Origin of the sequence: Poseidonibacter ostreae (genome assembly GCF_009208075.1) — a bacterium.
GTDB classification, from domain to species: Bacteria; Campylobacterota; Campylobacteria; order Campylobacterales; family Arcobacteraceae; genus Poseidonibacter; species Poseidonibacter ostreae.
In genome coordinates, this window is record NZ_WFKJ01000042.1 from 1 (window position 1) to 16,138 (window position 16,138).

Annotated in this window: 25 protein-coding genes and 1 pseudogene; 10 read left to right on the top strand and 16 right to left on the bottom strand. The window is 24.2% G+C overall.

Features of this window, described 5'->3' with window-relative positions:
* Window positions 1–47 precede the first annotated feature (47 nt).
* Window positions 48–419, top strand: coding sequence for a hypothetical protein (locus GBG18_RS11905; RefSeq protein WP_152191354.1), 372 nt, complete (start codon window positions 48–50; stop codon window positions 417–419).
* A 36-nt stretch (window positions 420–455) separates the two neighbouring features.
* Here GBG18_RS11905 and GBG18_RS11910 read toward each other — a convergent pair whose 3' ends face one another.
* Window positions 456–1,328 (bottom strand): hypothetical protein, encoded by an 873-nt coding sequence (locus tag GBG18_RS11910; RefSeq protein WP_152191356.1) that lies wholly within the window; start codon window positions 1,326–1,328, stop codon window positions 456–458.
* A gap of 144 nt (window positions 1,329–1,472) precedes the next feature.
* Here GBG18_RS11910 and GBG18_RS11915 point away from each other — a divergent pair, with 144 nt between their 5' ends.
* Window positions 1,473–1,751 (top strand): hypothetical protein, encoded by a 279-nt coding sequence (locus GBG18_RS11915; RefSeq protein ID WP_152191358.1) that lies wholly within the window; start codon window positions 1,473–1,475, stop codon window positions 1,749–1,751.
* Here the strand turns inward: GBG18_RS11915 and GBG18_RS11920 are convergent.
* The 6 genes from GBG18_RS11920 to GBG18_RS11945 form a co-directional block, all read right to left on the bottom strand.
* Complete coding sequence (locus GBG18_RS11920) at window positions 1,748–2,479, bottom strand: DsbA family oxidoreductase (RefSeq protein ID WP_152191360.1); 732 nt, start codon at window positions 2,477–2,479, stop codon at window positions 1,748–1,750. The genes GBG18_RS11915 and GBG18_RS11920 overlap by 4 nt on opposite strands.
* A gap of 314 nt (window positions 2,480–2,793) precedes the next feature.
* A complete protein-coding gene (locus tag GBG18_RS11925; RefSeq protein ID WP_152191362.1) occupies window positions 2,794–3,924 on the bottom strand; it encodes a Fic family protein in 1,131 nt (376 codons plus the stop codon).
* Between the two features lie 260 nt (window positions 3,925–4,184).
* The gene (locus tag GBG18_RS11930) at window positions 4,185–4,487 is read right to left on the bottom strand and encodes a nucleotidyltransferase family protein (protein WP_226896378.1); all 303 of its coding nucleotides are present in this window, start codon (window positions 4,485–4,487) and stop codon (window positions 4,185–4,187) included.
* Window positions 4,480–4,779: a nucleotidyltransferase family protein gene (locus GBG18_RS11935; RefSeq protein ID WP_152191363.1), complete on the bottom strand. Its 300-nt coding sequence runs from the start codon at window positions 4,777–4,779 to the stop codon at window positions 4,480–4,482. The genes GBG18_RS11930 and GBG18_RS11935 overlap by 8 nt, the downstream gene beginning before the upstream one ends.
* A gap of 42 nt (window positions 4,780–4,821) precedes the next feature.
* Complete coding sequence (locus GBG18_RS11940; protein ID WP_152191365.1) at window positions 4,822–5,583, bottom strand: hypothetical protein; 762 nt, start codon at window positions 5,581–5,583, stop codon at window positions 4,822–4,824.
* Complete coding sequence (locus GBG18_RS11945; RefSeq protein ID WP_152191367.1) at window positions 5,573–5,929, bottom strand: helix-turn-helix domain-containing protein; 357 nt, start codon at window positions 5,927–5,929, stop codon at window positions 5,573–5,575. The genes GBG18_RS11940 and GBG18_RS11945 overlap by 11 nt, the downstream gene beginning before the upstream one ends.
* Before the next feature lie 153 nt (window positions 5,930–6,082).
* Between GBG18_RS11945 and GBG18_RS11950 the strand changes: the two are divergent.
* Window positions 6,083–6,211 (top strand): annotated as a pseudogene (locus GBG18_RS11950) (ATP-binding protein); the annotation flags it as partial.
* Between the two features lie 257 nt (window positions 6,212–6,468).
* On the opposite strand, the gene GBG18_RS11955 reads toward GBG18_RS11950, so the two are convergent.
* From GBG18_RS11955 to GBG18_RS15785, 4 genes are read right to left on the bottom strand one after another with little or no spacing between them, the layout of a single operon-like run.
* Window positions 6,469–6,840: a HepT-like ribonuclease domain-containing protein gene (locus GBG18_RS11955; protein ID WP_152191369.1), complete on the bottom strand. Its 372-nt coding sequence runs from the start codon at window positions 6,838–6,840 to the stop codon at window positions 6,469–6,471.
* Window positions 6,833–7,132, bottom strand: coding sequence for a nucleotidyltransferase family protein (locus GBG18_RS11960; RefSeq protein ID WP_226898704.1), 300 nt, complete (start codon window positions 7,130–7,132; stop codon window positions 6,833–6,835). The genes GBG18_RS11955 and GBG18_RS11960 overlap by 8 nt, the downstream gene beginning before the upstream one ends.
* A complete protein-coding gene (locus tag GBG18_RS11965) occupies window positions 7,125–7,448 on the bottom strand; it encodes a nucleotidyltransferase family protein (protein ID WP_152191371.1) in 324 nt (107 codons plus the stop codon). The genes GBG18_RS11960 and GBG18_RS11965 overlap by 8 nt, the downstream gene beginning before the upstream one ends.
* 1 nt (window position 7,449) lies before the next feature.
* On the bottom strand, window positions 7,450–7,551 hold the full coding sequence (locus tag GBG18_RS15785) for a helix-turn-helix transcriptional regulator (RefSeq protein WP_152191400.1): 102 nt from the start codon (window positions 7,549–7,551) through the stop codon (window positions 7,450–7,452).
* A 184-nt stretch (window positions 7,552–7,735) separates the two neighbouring features.
* Between GBG18_RS15785 and GBG18_RS11975 the strand changes: the two genes are divergently transcribed.
* The 4 genes from GBG18_RS11975 (at window position 7,736) to GBG18_RS11995 (ending at window position 10,855) form a co-directional block, all read left to right on the top strand.
* Window positions 7,736–8,746: a hypothetical protein gene (locus GBG18_RS11975; RefSeq protein ID WP_152191373.1), complete on the top strand. Its 1,011-nt coding sequence runs from the start codon at window positions 7,736–7,738 to the stop codon at window positions 8,744–8,746.
* A 565-nt stretch (window positions 8,747–9,311) separates the two neighbouring features.
* Window positions 9,312–9,947: a hypothetical protein gene (locus GBG18_RS11985; protein ID WP_152191374.1), complete on the top strand. Its 636-nt coding sequence runs from the start codon at window positions 9,312–9,314 to the stop codon at window positions 9,945–9,947.
* Complete coding sequence (locus tag GBG18_RS11990) at window positions 9,937–10,452, top strand: hypothetical protein (protein ID WP_152191376.1); 516 nt, start codon at window positions 9,937–9,939, stop codon at window positions 10,450–10,452. Before GBG18_RS11985 ends, GBG18_RS11990 begins: the two co-directional genes overlap by 11 nt.
* Window positions 10,439–10,855: a hypothetical protein gene (locus tag GBG18_RS11995; RefSeq protein ID WP_152191377.1), complete on the top strand. Its 417-nt coding sequence runs from the start codon at window positions 10,439–10,441 to the stop codon at window positions 10,853–10,855. Before GBG18_RS11990 ends, GBG18_RS11995 begins: the two co-directional genes overlap by 14 nt.
* 4 nt (window positions 10,856–10,859) lie before the next feature.
* On the opposite strand, the gene GBG18_RS12000 is transcribed toward GBG18_RS11995, so the two are convergent.
* The 5 genes from GBG18_RS12000 to GBG18_RS12015 form a co-directional block, all read right to left on the bottom strand.
* Window positions 10,860–11,792 (bottom strand): hypothetical protein, encoded by a 933-nt coding sequence (locus GBG18_RS12000; RefSeq protein ID WP_152191378.1) that lies wholly within the window; start codon window positions 11,790–11,792, stop codon window positions 10,860–10,862.
* 609 nt (window positions 11,793–12,401) lie between these two features.
* Window positions 12,402–13,463: a competence protein CoiA family protein gene (locus GBG18_RS12005; protein ID WP_152191379.1), complete on the bottom strand. Its 1,062-nt coding sequence runs from the start codon at window positions 13,461–13,463 to the stop codon at window positions 12,402–12,404.
* Window positions 13,464–13,640: 177 nt separating this feature from the next.
* Entirely contained in the window at window positions 13,641–13,916 is a 276-nt protein-coding gene (locus GBG18_RS12010) for a hypothetical protein (protein WP_152191380.1), read from the bottom strand.
* A 1-nt stretch (window position 13,917) separates the two neighbouring features.
* Window positions 13,918–14,073 (bottom strand): hypothetical protein, encoded by a 156-nt coding sequence (locus tag GBG18_RS15355; protein WP_193311135.1) that lies wholly within the window; start codon window positions 14,071–14,073, stop codon window positions 13,918–13,920.
* A 10-nt stretch (window positions 14,074–14,083) separates the two neighbouring features.
* Window positions 14,084–14,500, bottom strand: coding sequence for a hypothetical protein (locus GBG18_RS12015; RefSeq protein WP_152191381.1), 417 nt, complete (start codon window positions 14,498–14,500; stop codon window positions 14,084–14,086).
* Between the two features lie 137 nt (window positions 14,501–14,637).
* Between GBG18_RS12015 and GBG18_RS12020 the strand changes: the two genes are divergently transcribed.
* The 3 genes from GBG18_RS12020 to GBG18_RS12030 all read left to right on the top strand — a co-directional run bounded on the left by GBG18_RS12020 (window position 14,638) and on the right by GBG18_RS12030 (window position 16,087).
* Window positions 14,638–14,880, top strand: coding sequence for a hypothetical protein (locus tag GBG18_RS12020; protein ID WP_152191382.1), 243 nt, complete (start codon window positions 14,638–14,640; stop codon window positions 14,878–14,880).
* 328 nt (window positions 14,881–15,208) lie between these two features.
* Window positions 15,209–15,409, top strand: coding sequence for a hypothetical protein (locus tag GBG18_RS12025; RefSeq protein WP_152191383.1), 201 nt, complete (start codon window positions 15,209–15,211; stop codon window positions 15,407–15,409).
* A 219-nt stretch (window positions 15,410–15,628) separates the two neighbouring features.
* Window positions 15,629–16,087 (top strand): endonuclease, encoded by a 459-nt coding sequence (locus GBG18_RS12030; protein ID WP_226898705.1) that lies wholly within the window; start codon window positions 15,629–15,631, stop codon window positions 16,085–16,087.
* Window positions 16,088–16,138 lie beyond the last annotated feature (51 nt).

The following is a 16,138-nucleotide window of genomic DNA, read 5'->3' on the forward strand; positions in this document are numbered from 1 at the left end:
TTGTAAATCTTTTTTGCTAGAATAGTAGAAAATTTATAAGGTAGTAAATGTTTAATAAAACATATAAAGAAATAAGTGCTTTTATTTTAGCTGTTGAAACGATTGAAAGTCTTGATAAACTTTTAGATTATATAAAAAGCGATTTTTATGCAAGTATAAAACTTTTAATTAGTGTTTCTAGTACATTTTCAATTTTTTGGAAAGTTGTTTTGCCTTTTATTGTGTCATTTTCTGCCTTGTTATTATTAACAAATATTAAGCCAGTATCACAATTAGTTAATAGTATTTTAGGAATAAATTATATTTTTGGAATTCTTGTATGTTTACTTGCTTTTTCATTAGTATATATTTTAAATTGTAAGAAATATTTTATTAAGTGTATTGAGGAATCTAAAAGATTGATTGAAAAAAACAAGTAATCATAACTTTGTGATTACTTATTCTAGTTACGCAGTTTATGCGTAACCAGATAGTGAACTTGTTGTAGTGTTTTGTAAGTATAAGTTGATATTACTATTGTTGTTTTGATTGTTAATAGCTTTTATTAATCCATCAAAACTTTTTGAATCAACTGCTGAGTCTTCATTTTCAGAACCCGCTTTTAACATATCCATTAAAATACCTAAATTATCAAGTGCATTTTGTTGGTTTTGAGTTAATGAAGTTCCTTCTTCTGTAGTCGTTCCAAATGCTTCTTGAAGTTCATCAAAAGAAACTACTCCATCTTCATTTAAATCAAGAGCATCATACTCTTCTTCCTCTTCAGATGATGCAGTTTGTGCTCCACCACCACCTCCACCACCTGGTGGTGGCGTTCCACCTTGACCTACATTTGCAAGCGTTCCTACTTCTTGGGCGTCAAAACCTGCTTCATCCATTGCTGCTTCTAACTCTTCAGAGGGTTCAATTCCTGCTTCTTGAAAAGCTGCCACAATAGCTTGGGCATCACTTTGACTTAAGTTATCAGCATCATATTCTGCTAAAACAGAAGAAATAGTCTCTTCTTGTGAAGATGAAACACTTTGGCTTTGTGATACACCTTCAAATCCAAAAGATGAAAGCATTGATTGAAAATCTTCTTTTGAAGGCATTCCTCCACTAAATTCAGACATTGCACTATCAATAGCTGTTGTTAATTCAGATTGACTTACTAATCCATTTGAATCAGAATCATATGATGAGAAGATGTCATTACTAACACCCATTTCCTCACTATTTAAAGACGAATCGTCATTTGAATCTTTTTTAGAGATCATTTGAGTTGAAATAGAACTAGAAGTTGGCTGTATAAGGTTTGCCATAATACCCATGTTTGCTGTATCTATCATAATATTTCCTTTCTATATTTTTATTGTACTCTTTTAAAGTAAACATAAAGTAACAAGCAGATGTGAATTAAATATGTTTAGATTAGGCTTATCGTTAGTGTGTTTTTGATAAAATAACATAATTTAAAAATAATAGGGGAAACTATGAGCTTTGAAGAACAAGGTTATTTTGATAAGGTTTACCACAGAAATGGGAAATTATATAAAAAAGTAAATAAAGAATGTATACAAGAAATGATTGATACTGTTAATAGTAAATCATTTTCAAGTAAAGATTTATTAATCGTAGATATTACTGATGAAGAAATTCGAAGCTATAACAAAATGCTAGTAAAACTAGAATCTGAAAATATCGAAGACTTATCAGTTAAATTAGATAAATTAAAATATAAAGTATATTTACGTTTAAAAATTAAAGACTAGTTTTTTAAGAGTAATTTAGTTAATAATTGTTTATATTCATAAACTTTATTTGCTCCTGCTCTTACTACATTGTTATTAAAAATCATAATTGGAATAGCTGATGCACCTTGGTCTCTCCAATATTTTTCTTGATCTTTAATACTTTTAATGGCTTCTTTACTATCTAATCTAGCCATTGCTTCACCTACATTTAAACCTACTTTTTCAACTTCCTTTGCTAACACATTTCGATTACTAATATCTTTTTTTTCTCCAAAATATGCCTCTTGTAATCGAACTTTTAATTGTGTTTGTTTGTTGAATTCTTTTGCATAATCAAGTAAGATATGAGCATTTAATGTATTTACTTTTTTCATCTCTTCAAAATAGTTAAATTTAAATCCAGATTTTTCACCAAGTGTTGTAACACTTTCTCTTTTTTTTATTAATGCATCTTTATTAAGACCTAGTTTATTCATCAAGTATTTATTTGCATTTTGACCTTCTCTTGGCATATTAGGATTAAGCTCAAAAGGATGCCATTGGATTTCAACTTTATCTTTAATTCCTAATTCATCTATTGCAAGACTTAATCTTTTATATCCAATAGCACACCAAGGACAGACTACATCTGAGATAATATCAATTTTGATTTTATCACTAGTTTGTGAAGCTAGTGCACCTATACTTAGAAAACTTAATTGAGATATTATTGTTATTTTCAATATTGCTTTTATTATATTTTTCATTTTATTCACTTATTTTAATTTTGTAATTAGATTTTAGAATACTTGTTCTAAAACTTGACTTAATGAAAATTTAGTATTGAATTTTATTTTACTTTTTAATTGTTTAGTGGAGATTTATTTGGATTGTATATTGGTGGAATGTCCGGGATTTAAGTTATCTTAAATATAGGTTTTTATTGATTTAATTTATAAAAGCATCCCTAAAGTATAATATTAGTTTATAAAATTATATATGTAAGAAATCAAATAATATACCGAAAAAATGATTTTTTTCAGTATATCTAACTACCTTCTTTAAGAACAGAGATTAATTCTTAAATTAATATTGAATACTTAGTTCCTCTTCCAACCGTATTTTCTATTTGATAAATACATTTTTTATCCAAAAGTTCTTTTATATCTCTTGTTGCTGTTGCAGAACTAGTTTTACTAATACTTATATACTTTGATTTAGTTAATCCACCTTCAAAATTATCAACTCCAATATCTAAAATTTTATTTAATACTTTTTGTTGTCTTGAATTTAAATTGTCATCTTTATGAATATCCCAGAAATTAGTTTTAATCTTTATATATGCTAACTTATCAAGTGTTTCATCTATTGATTTTATAAATGTTTCTAAAAACCAAATAAGCCATTGTGTTATGTCTAAAGGATCATTTTTCTTCTTAAAACCTGTTGTTGCTTCTAATGCTTTGTAATAGTTCTTTTTATCTTTATTGATTGATTTTGAAAAAGAATAAATCTTCGAAACTTGTATATTTTCGATTCTTGATAATATAAGGTCTCCAATAACTCTAGAAATTCTTCCATTACCATCATCAAAGGGATGAATTATCAAAAACCATAAGTGTGCAATAGCTGATTTTATTAATGTATCATCAGTTTTATTAAACCAGATTAAAAATTCATGTACTTCATCTATTAGTATATCGCTAGGAGGAGCAGTATAATATAGTTTTTCACTACTTATTCCTCTTGAACTTACAATATTCATTTCACCTTCATCTCTAAAGCTTGCAACATTAATCCTAATTCCTTCACTATAGCCAGTAGGAAATATGGAAGAGTGCCAAGAATAAATCTTCTCAATTTCTAATTCTTGTGAATAGTTTGAATTAACATCAAATTGAATAGCTACTAAATTATCTGTTTTGTATTCAGTATTTTCATATAATTCAAGTAATCCAAGTTTTTTTCTTATTGAGTCTCTAACACTTTCTCTTTTTAAATAATCACTTTCAATTGCAGACGTACTCATAGTTTCATCTATTATTGCTTCTTCTTTAAACTCTTCAAGCTTTTTGTTGTCAAGAATTGATAAATAACTACTTAACTTACCTTGTTTAAATGATGCTTTATTATGTAAACTTTCTATTAAATCTCTATCATATGTAAAGTTAGGGTATTTTTCTTGTTCCCAAATCCATCTTTTTCTATGCAAAACAAGTCCTTTTCTTTAAATAAATTAGTGGTTGATGCGTATTTAAAATTGTTACACATCATTTTTGATTTGATAGTATATCACAAATGAGTTGGTAATGGAAATTTTACACATCATTTTTGATTCTTAAATCTAAATTTTACGAATCATTGATAGTTTACTTTCTGTGTAAGTAGTGATATCTTATTTAATGTTATTTTTATAAAAGGATAGGCATTTTTGGATTGTATATTGATTTTTGTCGGTATATCAAAAGTTAATTATTCCACATTTATTAAATCTTTTTTAATCCTCTTAAGAAATATAGGATTGATATTTTTATGTTCTCTTATAATATCAACTTTTTTATTTAAGTCATTTTCTATTTGTTCTTTAATATCTATTAGATTAAATAATGATGGTTCCATTTTTACATATATATCAATATCACTATCTTGATTTTCTTCATCTCTTGAATAGCTTCCAAACAATCCTATTTGTTCAAGATTATATTTTTTTTGAAATTCAGAATAATGTTCTCTTAAATAATTTAAAATATATGTTTTATTGATATTTTTAGACATATATTAAATCTTTGATGATTCTTTTATTTGAATCAGATACAAAGTCAACTTCTTTTTTGAATATTGATTGTAATTCTTCTTTGATTTCGTCTAATCTTAAAACTTTTGAGAAGCCACCAATATATCTTGTAGAAAATTTATCATAATCTAATTTATAAGCTATATCAATGTCACTATATTTAGTGTTTGTATTTTTAGCATAACTTCCAAATACTCCAAGTATTTCTATACCTTCTTTTTGATATATAGGTTTTAGTTCTTTTAATCTATTTAAGATTTCTTCTTTGTGCATAATGATAATTGTATCATAAAATAATACTCTATTATTTATATTTTACTTTAAATAATTTCTAAAAAATGAATCCATTGTAGGATAATATTCAATATCTTTTTTTATTTCTAGAATTTGTCTTAGTACATAATTATCTAATAAATCATCTTTTAAATCTTCAAAATCACTTTCTTTATAAATATCAAGATATAAGTTTTTTGCTTTTGAATTAAGATAGATAATTATATCTTCACTTGTAATATTCGTTTTATTTAAAATATTTAAATCTTCAAAAAGAATATTTACTTTCTCTAACATCTTATTATTCTCTTTTCTTGCCCAATCAATAAGATTTTCTTTATCTATAATATTTAAGTGTGCAACAGCTATTGCTTGATTAAAACATTCTTCTCCATTATGATAAATTAATGCACATAATCTATCTTTTACACAATCTGTTGGAGTAAGTAAAGTTAGAGTACCTACGTGAGTTTTCAATTCAGCAAATTCTTTTGTTAAATCATTACCTAAACTAACTGGTCCTGTTGGAAATTCAATATAGTTAGGATTATTGTCATATTTATAATATCTTGATTCAGTTTTCTTAAATCCAAGTTCAAGCATTGTTTTTTCAATTTGTTTTGAAGTAACTGTAGGATTAGGAATAAAATCAATATCTAAAGATGAAAAGTTTGATTTTGTATATATTTCCATACACGAACCACCTGATAGGACAACATCAATATTCTTTTCTTTTAACTTTGTACATACATAAGCTGCCGTTTCTTCTAAAGTTAACAAATTATCTAATGGATTACTTTTCATTTTCATTTCTCATTATAAGTGGTTTATTATTAGCTCTTGGTCGGGCTCTTTTTTTTCTAATAAGCTTCATTCTTTCTTCATCAGAATATGTAGAACGAGCTTTTTTTAATAGAGCAGATAGTTCTTCATAAAATGGATACCTTTTATTTAACTCATACATTCTTATATTTGCTAAATTTCTACCTACTATAATATTTGCAAGCTCAAATTTGTCTAATTGTTTTTTTATTACTGATGGACTAACTTCATAAAATTGGGCAATTTCTCTAATGTAACCGCTTTCTTTTGATAAAAGATATTGAAGTACTCTTTCTGCATTTTTACTTCCAAATAATATATCTAGCATAAATATTCCTTTATATAGTACTCTTATTTAGAACTAATATTCTACTAAAGAGTATAGATGTACTCTATTATAGAACATAATTTAATAAAAGTCAACTTTTAAACATCACATATAATTCGTAAAATAAGAATTTCCACATTAGTACTCAACAATGATGAAGCATTAACAACAGCAATATTAGATAGATTACTTCATCACTCACATTTAATAAATGTAACAGGTGAAAGTTATAGATTAAAGCAGAAAAGGGAAGCAGGATTGTTAGATATTTCTAATAAATAGGTGTTACTAAGTGGTGCACTTTTGCACTGCATATTGGTGCATTTTTGGTTTGCACTTGACACTAATTATATTGTATTAGATTAATGAATAGATTATATAAGTGATTAGATACCATCAAATAGGCTTATTTGAATTGTGTTAGATTGTAATATGGTGGAGATGTCCGGGATTAAAGTTACTTTATATATGGTACTTTAAAGGTATTTTTTGTAAAAGTACCCCTAAAAGGTACCCTATAATTTATTATAAAGTAAGTTTTATTGAATATCTTTTATTATTTGAATTGTAGTTTCATGTAATTCATTTACATCTTTTTTACAAAGATTAAAAATTACTTCAGCATCTAAATCAAAATAGTGATGTGATAAAATATCTCTAATTCCTTTAACTTGTTTCCACGGAATATTTGAATAATTTAATAAAAGTTGATTATCTGATAGTTTGTCAATATTCTTAAATCCTTCTCCAATAGCAACTAATCTCATTGCAATACTGTCAAGTTTTTCAAGTCCATTTTCAGTTTCTAAAAAGTCATCACTAGAATTAATATTTTTTACTCTTGTTTGGATTAACTCAAGAGAATATTTTATATCTTCTAATGTTGAAAGTATTAATTCTTTGTTAGACATTGATTAAATCTTTTTTAATTGTTTGAAGGAAGAAAGGTTTTATATTTTTGTGTTCTCTAATAATATCAACTTTCTTTTCTAAATCATTTTCTATTTGTTCTTTTATAGCTACCATATCGAATAATGATGGTTTCATTTTTACAAATATATCTATATCACTTTTATTTGTAGCTTCATCTCTTGCATAGCTTCCAAATAGTCCTATTTGTTCTACATTATATTTATTTTTAAATTCAGAATAATGCTCTTTTAAATAATTTAGAATATTTGTTTTATTGATTTGTTTAGACATATATTAAGCCTTTCATAATCTTTTTATTTGAATCAGATACAAAGTCAACTTCTGTTTTAAAAATTGATTGTAGTTCTTCTTTAATTTCATCTAATCTTATAAGTTTTGAAAATCCACCAATATATCTTTTAGAAAATTCTTCATAATCTAATTTATAAGCTATATCAATATCACTATATTTAGTGTTAGTATCCTTAGCATAACTTCCAAATACTCCAAGTATTTCTAAGCCTTCATTTTGATATATTGGTTTTAGTTCTTTTAATTTATTTAAGATTTCTTTTTTGTTCATAATGATAATTATATCATAAATCATTTTATATTTTTTCTTTCATCCAATAATTAATCTTCTCCTCTTCCCATACAGTAATTTTAGGACTTAATTTAATAGGTTTAGGAAATTTATTTTCATTTAATATTTCTTAAATAACCAAATTACTTTTTGAGATATTTATTATTTAGTTAATTATATACCTTTTAAAAGTACTTAAATATATTATTATTATTACTATATATTTTACAAAATTATCTAATAAAATTTTAAATAATAAAGTTAGTTTTTGATAATCTAAGATAAATATTTTATAAAAAGGTGAAAAAATTATGATAATGAATGTAAGTTTATCAAGAAGTGATAATATATACAAGGAGATAGAAGAATTTGAAGATTATGAATTACAAAATTGTATTGCATACGAAATGGCAATTAGAAATAAAAAATATAAAGCTACACTTATAAGAAAGGTTAGTGCTATTAATGATCTATTTTTAAGTTATAGAGATAATAAGCCGATTACTGATAAAAGTTTAATTGACTTAATTGAATTTTATAATGCAAACTTTGATTATAATAAAGAATCGAGAGATGAATTTATTAATAATTGTTTGATTGACAGAATATCAATCTCTTTACGAGATTTAGGTATAAATGAAAAAGCTACGTATGAATTATTAAAAATTGATGAGATCAAAGATTTTGAAATTATAAAATATATAAAAAAAACATATGAAAAAGAAAAACCTAATATACTTGATGATGAGATCAATGTTTACAGTAATGAAGGATATAAAATTATTCAATCTGGACCAATTGAGGAGGATGATACTTTTATTCTAGAAAATAAAATAATGCCAGATTTTAAGCGACCTTTTTTAAGGTTTCGTAATGGGAAATGTACTGAATTATTGGTGAATTTATCTTTGCCACTTAATGAATTAATCTGTTATCTTAAAAAAGTAAAGAATGATTATACAGATAATCCGTCAATACTTAAAACTCCTTATGAGATAATGGAACTAGATATTATTTCAATAAATAATTCAAAAAAACAAAAAAAACAAGCTATAAAATATGCTGATTACTTTTTTTGTTACGATTACTATACCCTTGCAAAACAAAATAATCCAAAATTAGCTAAAAAAAAGATTTATGAATTTATAGATTGGCAACTGTTGGATTATTATAATGAAGATGTTGGCATTGAAGATACTGAATCAACTGATGATACGAATATAGATCTAAGATATTATTCAGATGATAATTATGCAAAATTTATACCAAAAATGGCATCAATGATTGAAGAGAAAAAATACCTTGAACTAGTAAGTATTTAATAATAGGGTATTACCAAACTTTAAAACTAAAAAAATAGGCCTATTTATATATTAGTACATGTACTAACAACAAAACTAACTTGAATACCATTTATAAGTTGACAAAAAATATATTTTGTCAACTTCATTATCTGTCTCCCCTTTTACTCTTTTTTAATTATTAACTATGCTATACCATTTTTCTTTTGGAATAAAGGAATTTTAGGATCTTTTTTTTTCCATTTTGTTAGAAATAATTACTATAGAATTTCAATATCCAAATTAAAGGAGGATATTATAAAAGAAAAACTAAGAGCAAAAACAATTGCTTATCGTTATGAAGTTGGACTTTCTACTGTTTGGCTATATGCTAAACAAGGAAAATTGACACCAATTAAAATAAGTAAAAGAGTGACTCTATTTGATATAGATGAAGTATCAGCTTTCTTTAATGGAAAAAGATAAAGATAGCTAAGCTGATAGGTGATTTCAAGTTAAAAATGAAATTAGAATTAAAAAGAATATATTGTTTAACTTAAGACTAAATGATATATTCATTTATAATTATACAAGGAATTAAAATAAAATGAAAACGAAAATTGAAGAAATTAATGTTACGGAGAATTTAAACTTTATACATGAACTTTTAAGTAATAAAAAAAATTTGAAAAATTTTATTATTATTATTTTTGATATTTGCCAAAAGGTTAAGGAAAATACGAATAATAAAATAGATTCAATTTTTTTAAGAGAAAGTAAAACGAGGAATTATTTAAATGAATATTCTAAATATCTACTAATCGATTATAGAATATTATATATTTCTTTTTTATATTTTTTATTAAGTATTAATGTAAATAAAGAGAACTATGAAAAAGCACAAAATATCTTAAACTATGATGATAATAAAGAATTGAAGTCCAAAATTATAGGTTTATTTCTATTATTATTAAGAAATGAAAAAATAGCATTTGCTAAAGTAGATCGATTATCTAATAAATATCATGTAAAAAATGATGATGTTGTAATAAATATGGATGCAATATCATTAAAATTGGATCCAATAAAGGAACTCTTATCTGATGATCTTGATTCTTATAATAAAATTGAAAAAGTGATTGGTTCAAATTATGATATTTACAATGGAGAATTAAGAACATGTAATTCTTATTCTATTGATGACTATTGTAAAACTAATAAGATTTTCAGTAATGAAGAATAATTCAATAGAGAGTACAAAACTACCAAATATCTTAATCAAAAGACTAGACAATTTCTTTAAAAATCAAAATGAAGAGATTAAACTAGATATTTTCTCAGAAAAAAGAAACCAATTCTTTAAATTGAAAAATATAGACTCAAGTACTGATAATTTAGTACTTGAGTTAAAATCTTTTTATTCTGCTATCGATTATTTTTATAATTTACACGAAAATGCAAACTCTAAAAATAAATCAATGTTAACAAAAGATCTAAAGAAATATAATGAGTTTACTATTAAATCATCAAAGAAACAAAATAGAAGTGCATTAAAAGAAGAGTTTTTAGTAGATAAATCATCAATAGTAAATGATCTTCTTCTTTCAAGAAGAAGTTATCGTGAAATTTCAAACTTCTTTAGTAAATATCATAACAAATCAATTTCTCATACATATATTAGGAGGGTAATAACTAAATACCCTGAAATTTTCGATTTAAAAGAAGCTATGAATAATGCAATTAATTAAATATACTGATTTAGTTGAGTTATTCTTAGTCCTTCTTATTCTTATTCTTATTATATTTTCTATATCTCTCCTTCTTTTTTATAAATTAATAAAAAAAGATATTTACAAATTAAGAGTTGAAAATGTAAACAATTTTGATAATTTAGAGAATGAAATAAATTTAATCAATGATAAAAAAGTAGATAAATTAATCCATGAAATTCATCAAGAAGTATTAAAAAAAGAGAATATTTATCAAATAATAGAAAACCAACATGATTTACAAATATACCTTGATGAAAAACATATAGAGATAATTGAAGGTTTAAAAGTTGAAATGAATGAACAAAAGAAACAAGAAATTGAAATATATAAGCTGTTAAATATTATCAATAGAAAACTACATAAAAATAAGATTGTATAAAATGTTAAGAAAGATAATGTTCCGTAATTGAAGCTCTAAAATGCTTCATCTCCCAGCTAACTGCTTGTATTGCTTCATAATATTTGTAATTAGCCTTTTGTTGATAAGCTCTTACTCTATTTTGAGCAAAGGTCCAGCGAAGACCATGCGAACTCTGATAGGTATGGTTACACTTCTTGCAAGCTTGCTTAAGATCATTTAAATATTGTTGATAATTTATTTTAAATTTTAGATTATTTTCTAAATATTTTTCTAGTTTTTTATAAGTATTTAAATCAACTAGTAAATCACCGACTTTCCCACCTTTTTCACAACTTTCTATAATTCCAACTTCTTCATTTGATACTAAATCAATTTTAGTCCCTTTTAACTGTTCATTTTTAATTAAAGTTACTGCTTCTACCCGAGCACCTCCTGTTAATTGAATCATTGCTGCAATTTGATGATTTTCATTTGTTAAGTTATTAATTATTAACAATGGATTCTTATATGTTCTATTGTGATAGTTATCTGCTACGAGATTGTATTCTCTGGCATTATCTAAAATATTTTGTCTAACTTTAAAATCATAAATAATTGGATCTTTATCACTGTTTGTATATTTTAATTTGGAATACTTATTTAAAGCAAATTCTAACTTGCCCAGGCTACTAGATATCTTTTCTGCATATTGTTTTGAAGCATAGTATTCTATCTTATATTCAAAGTAAGACTTGACATGTTCATCTGTTATGTATTCACAGTTTTTTAGTTTAAAATGTTCTTTTAAATAGTTAAAGAAATTATTCCACACTGAACGATAGGTTTCCATTGTCTTAAATGATGCGATGCAGTTATAATGTTCATGATTTATATCTATTCTATGCTCTTTTTTTGCACCTTCCCGAAATACTACTTTAGTAAGCTCGGCTGTCTGATAATATACACTTCCTCTCATTATTTACCTTATTTGATTTGCCTATTATTTAAATTTTAAATTAATCCTGCCTCAAAGTTGCAGGTATGTGTTGAGTCAATCTTCTTTTATTTTTCTTCAAAAGAGCAATGAATATTGTTAGAGTAATCGACTAACAACCCGAAGTAATTATAGTATTAACCTTACTTTTCAGTTTGAACAAAGTTCTGATAACTTGGATGCATTTAAGCATAACTTAGATTTTTGAAATACGATAAAATCTAGAATCTAGATAACTAAAAATTTAAAGGTACTTTGAAACAATGAGTACATACATTGTGAAACTAAAAGTCTCAGTTTAAAAAAGAAAATAATAACATCTAAATTGTAAACTGAATACTATTTTTTAGTTGTTATTTAAAATTTCTCCGTTTCCTTTTTTTTATAAAAAACTAAAGATACCTAAAATAAGCTCTTTAGAAGCTATAGTTTACAACCTGCAAATTTATCAGTTTACACTTGAGTTTACAGTAGTTTACAGTTGAGTTTACAGAATGAAAATTGTCTTTTCACAAAAATGATAAGTTTTAGAAATCTTTATATTTAGAAGTTGTAATTTTGTAATAATAAATTATTGAAGAAAAGAATGTATTAGAAATTATAAATTGAGAGTGTTAATCCATAAAAATCTAAATTTGATAATAGTTCTATATCTTCATTATTTTTAATTAATATTTCAATGATTCTTATATTACTATTAATTTTTTCTTGATCGCATTTATGACTAACAGCTATTTCCCAAAAAATTGGGACATCATTATTGTCAATTGTTAAAATATCTGCTAAATAGCCTTTATGTTTTTTATTATCTAAATATATTTCTTTTACATCATTAAAGTTTAAAAATATATCTTTATATTCTTCTTTTTCTTTTAATGAATAATGAGGATGATAGCAATTTTCTATTAATAGAATTTTATTTTTTTTTGAAATGTTACTAAAATAATCTATTATATGAATATGATCATCATAAATTTCTTTAAATCTATGTCTTCTTGTATTCAGAAATTGATCAACAAATAAGAGTTTCTCAATTAATTTGTTTTCATCTTTAATTTTATACCAGCTATTTTGAATACTTTGCCACTTTTTAATATATTTAAACTTACCCTTTTGAGCATAGTTTATTTTCATATTTATGTAATATGTTATTCTTTGATTTAACCATTTATGAAATTTTATAAAGATATCAATTAATTGTTTATTCTTAGTTGCTTTAACTTGTTTAAAGAAATTTTTTAATCTTTCTTTTAATTCTATTTCACTATCAAAAAAATCAATTAAATTGTTGCATATGATAGAATCTATTCTATCATTAATATTTTCTATTGGTTCTGGACCAAATAAGCCGTTTGTAGACTCATATGAAGTAGTAGTTGTACTCTTTTGAAGGCCAATTCCAATTTCTTTGGAATTAGTTCTATTTTCATTTATTTTATTAAATAAGATAGTTTTTGCTAATTTGTGAAGGTATGTCTCATCACTACACTCTAAATTTAGATGATAAAAATGATGTATTCTTTTATTACCTTTTCTAATACCCATTTTTTCTTTGCAATTTATACAAAAGAAAGAATCTTCTTCTTTTTTTGTTTCTGATGCTTTTACTAATATACCTTTTGAGTTTAATGCATATGTTCTAGTGCTATTCATTAATTTAAAATAGTATTTTTTTTAAAGATTCATTATGTTGATATTTCTTTTCATGTTTACTGGTACTCTTAACTAAATTCATAAAATAATTAACTTTTTTCTTATCATTATTTTCTTCAATTTTTTCCTTTGTTTTTAACTTATTATATTTAAATTATTTTAATATTTTATAAACTTTTATCTCATAAAAGATTTATTTTCTTTTAATTCTAAATATCTTTCATATCTTTCAAACTCATTTTTAAAATCGTTACTTATAAAGAAATACTCTGTTAATAAAAGCCCTAAACTAAGTATAAATATCATAATTGTAGATGAATCATATGAACTTGTAATAACTATAGTTACTATATGTGTGATTAAAATATACATAAGAAACTTCTCAAAGTATTTTTCTTTAATTTTGTATAAAAGTATAAAAATTAATCTATCTAATAATCCTAAAGGTTTCATTTTATCTTTCCTTTAATAATTCAGTTTTTGTTTCTGTATCATTACTAATCCAAAATGATGCAACTATTGGAAGAAAGATTAAAAGTAATAACTTCAATACTTTTAATCTTAATTTAAAAGATAGATATGAATAGTGTTCTTCTTTTACTTTATTCATAATTCACTCCTTATTTATTGATTACATATACAGGTTTTGTTTGTGAAAAGAAAGCCAGGGCAATTAACAATAGAAAAAATGATATTACTGCTAATGGTACAAATATAATTGTTTGTAGTAATGTAATTCCTACACCAACAAAGAAAGTTGTACGTTTTATATTTAATACTAAAATAAATATAAATAAAGCTGCTGCAATTGACATAAGTAATATTCCATTTAAAATATCACCATCAACTGCTAATGCTTTTAAATACCAACTATTTCCATAATATGCAATACCTGTAATTACTGCATAAATAAAAAAGAAGTCCATTTCTATACATTTAAATTTGTATTTTTTATAAGTCTTATCATTTATATAATTTATAAACATCAATAATAAGTAAGATAAAAGTAGAACTCCGATTACTATTAAAACTTTCATTATAGCTCCTAGTGTATCCATATTGGATAAATTTAATAAAAGTATAACCTAATATAGTATAATTTGTCAAGTGCTTATTATCTGTAACAGTTAATTTTATGATATAATACTGCTAATATAGATAAATAAGGATGTTTATGACAAAAGGTCAATTTAACTTAAAACTAAAAGATTTAGAACTTTCATTAAATGATTTCTCAAAAATTTCTAATATATCTTATTCAACAATTAATAATTGGGGTTTTGTTAAGGATAATGGTAAAGCTATAGCAGTTCCAGATTGGGTTGAGCCTTTTTTAAATTATTTTGAAAAAGCTAAAAAGTATGATTATTTAAAAAATGAGATATGTGATGTAATGAATGAATTGGAAAATAAATAATAGATTTTAAAAAAGTTTTTTGATATAATTATTATAGTAAATCATAAAGGAACAATGAAAACTGAGTCTTTACTCTAACATTGCTGTTTTATGATTATCTATCTTGTATTAAAGACATAAGTATATGTGCTATTTACAATTATATCTTTTAAACTGCAATACTTTTATGTACAATTATCCTTCTAATATTATTTAATCTATTTAAAACCAATAACTATTACTTCATGAAATGAAACAAAATCCTATTTAATTTCAAATTGAAATATTTTTATGCTACTAAATTTAAAAATGATAGTATTATAGAAATTAAATTGAAAGAGAATATATAATGTTTAATAATCAAAGAGAACTTCAAGTAGTGTGTCCTAGATGTAAAAGTGAGAATATATTTATAGGCAGAAGCTTAGATATCAAACCAACTGATACTGTTAAGTGTAATGATTGCAGTTACTCTCAATTAGCTCAAAGATTTAAAGATCAATGGAAAATACAGAATACTAAAAAAACTAAGGAAAAGATATTAAATTAATAATAGCAATTATACTACTTTCATTATCTCTTAATGCAAGTAGCCTTTCAAAATCAAAGAAGATACTTTTAAAGAAAGTTTATTTCGATAATCAAATTACTTTTTATTGCTCAAACCCTTATGAAATGAAAAGAGTTAAAAATAAAGAAAAAGCTTTAATAGTTCAAGATAGTAAATATTACACTCCAAGAAATCCTTATTTCAAATCAGGAAAAGAAAATGATAGAGCTAAAAGAGTGGGAACATGTAATGCCAGCACATAACTTTGGTAGGTATTTACCTTGTTGGAATAAAGGTGGTAGAAAAGCTTGTAGAAGAGATAATACCTTTAGAGTTATGGAATCTGATATGCATAACTTAGTACCTTCTATTGGCGAAGTAAATGGGGATAGATCTAATTATAGATTTGCAAATGATTATCCAAAAGTAGGGCAGTATGGTAATTGTGAATTTGAAGTAAACTTTAAAATAAAAAGAGCATATCCAAAAAAAGAAATTAAAGGAGATATTGCAAGAATATATTTCTATATGAGTGATAAATATAATATAAAACTCTCAAAACAAGAACGAAGACTAATGGAAGTTTGGAATAAACAAGATCCCGTTGATAATTGGGAAAGAACTAAAAATAAAAGAGTTTTTAAATTACAAGGTAATATAAATAAGTTTATTAAGTAGTTTATTTATTTAATATATTATAATACTTTAAATTATTTTAAAGGTTACATA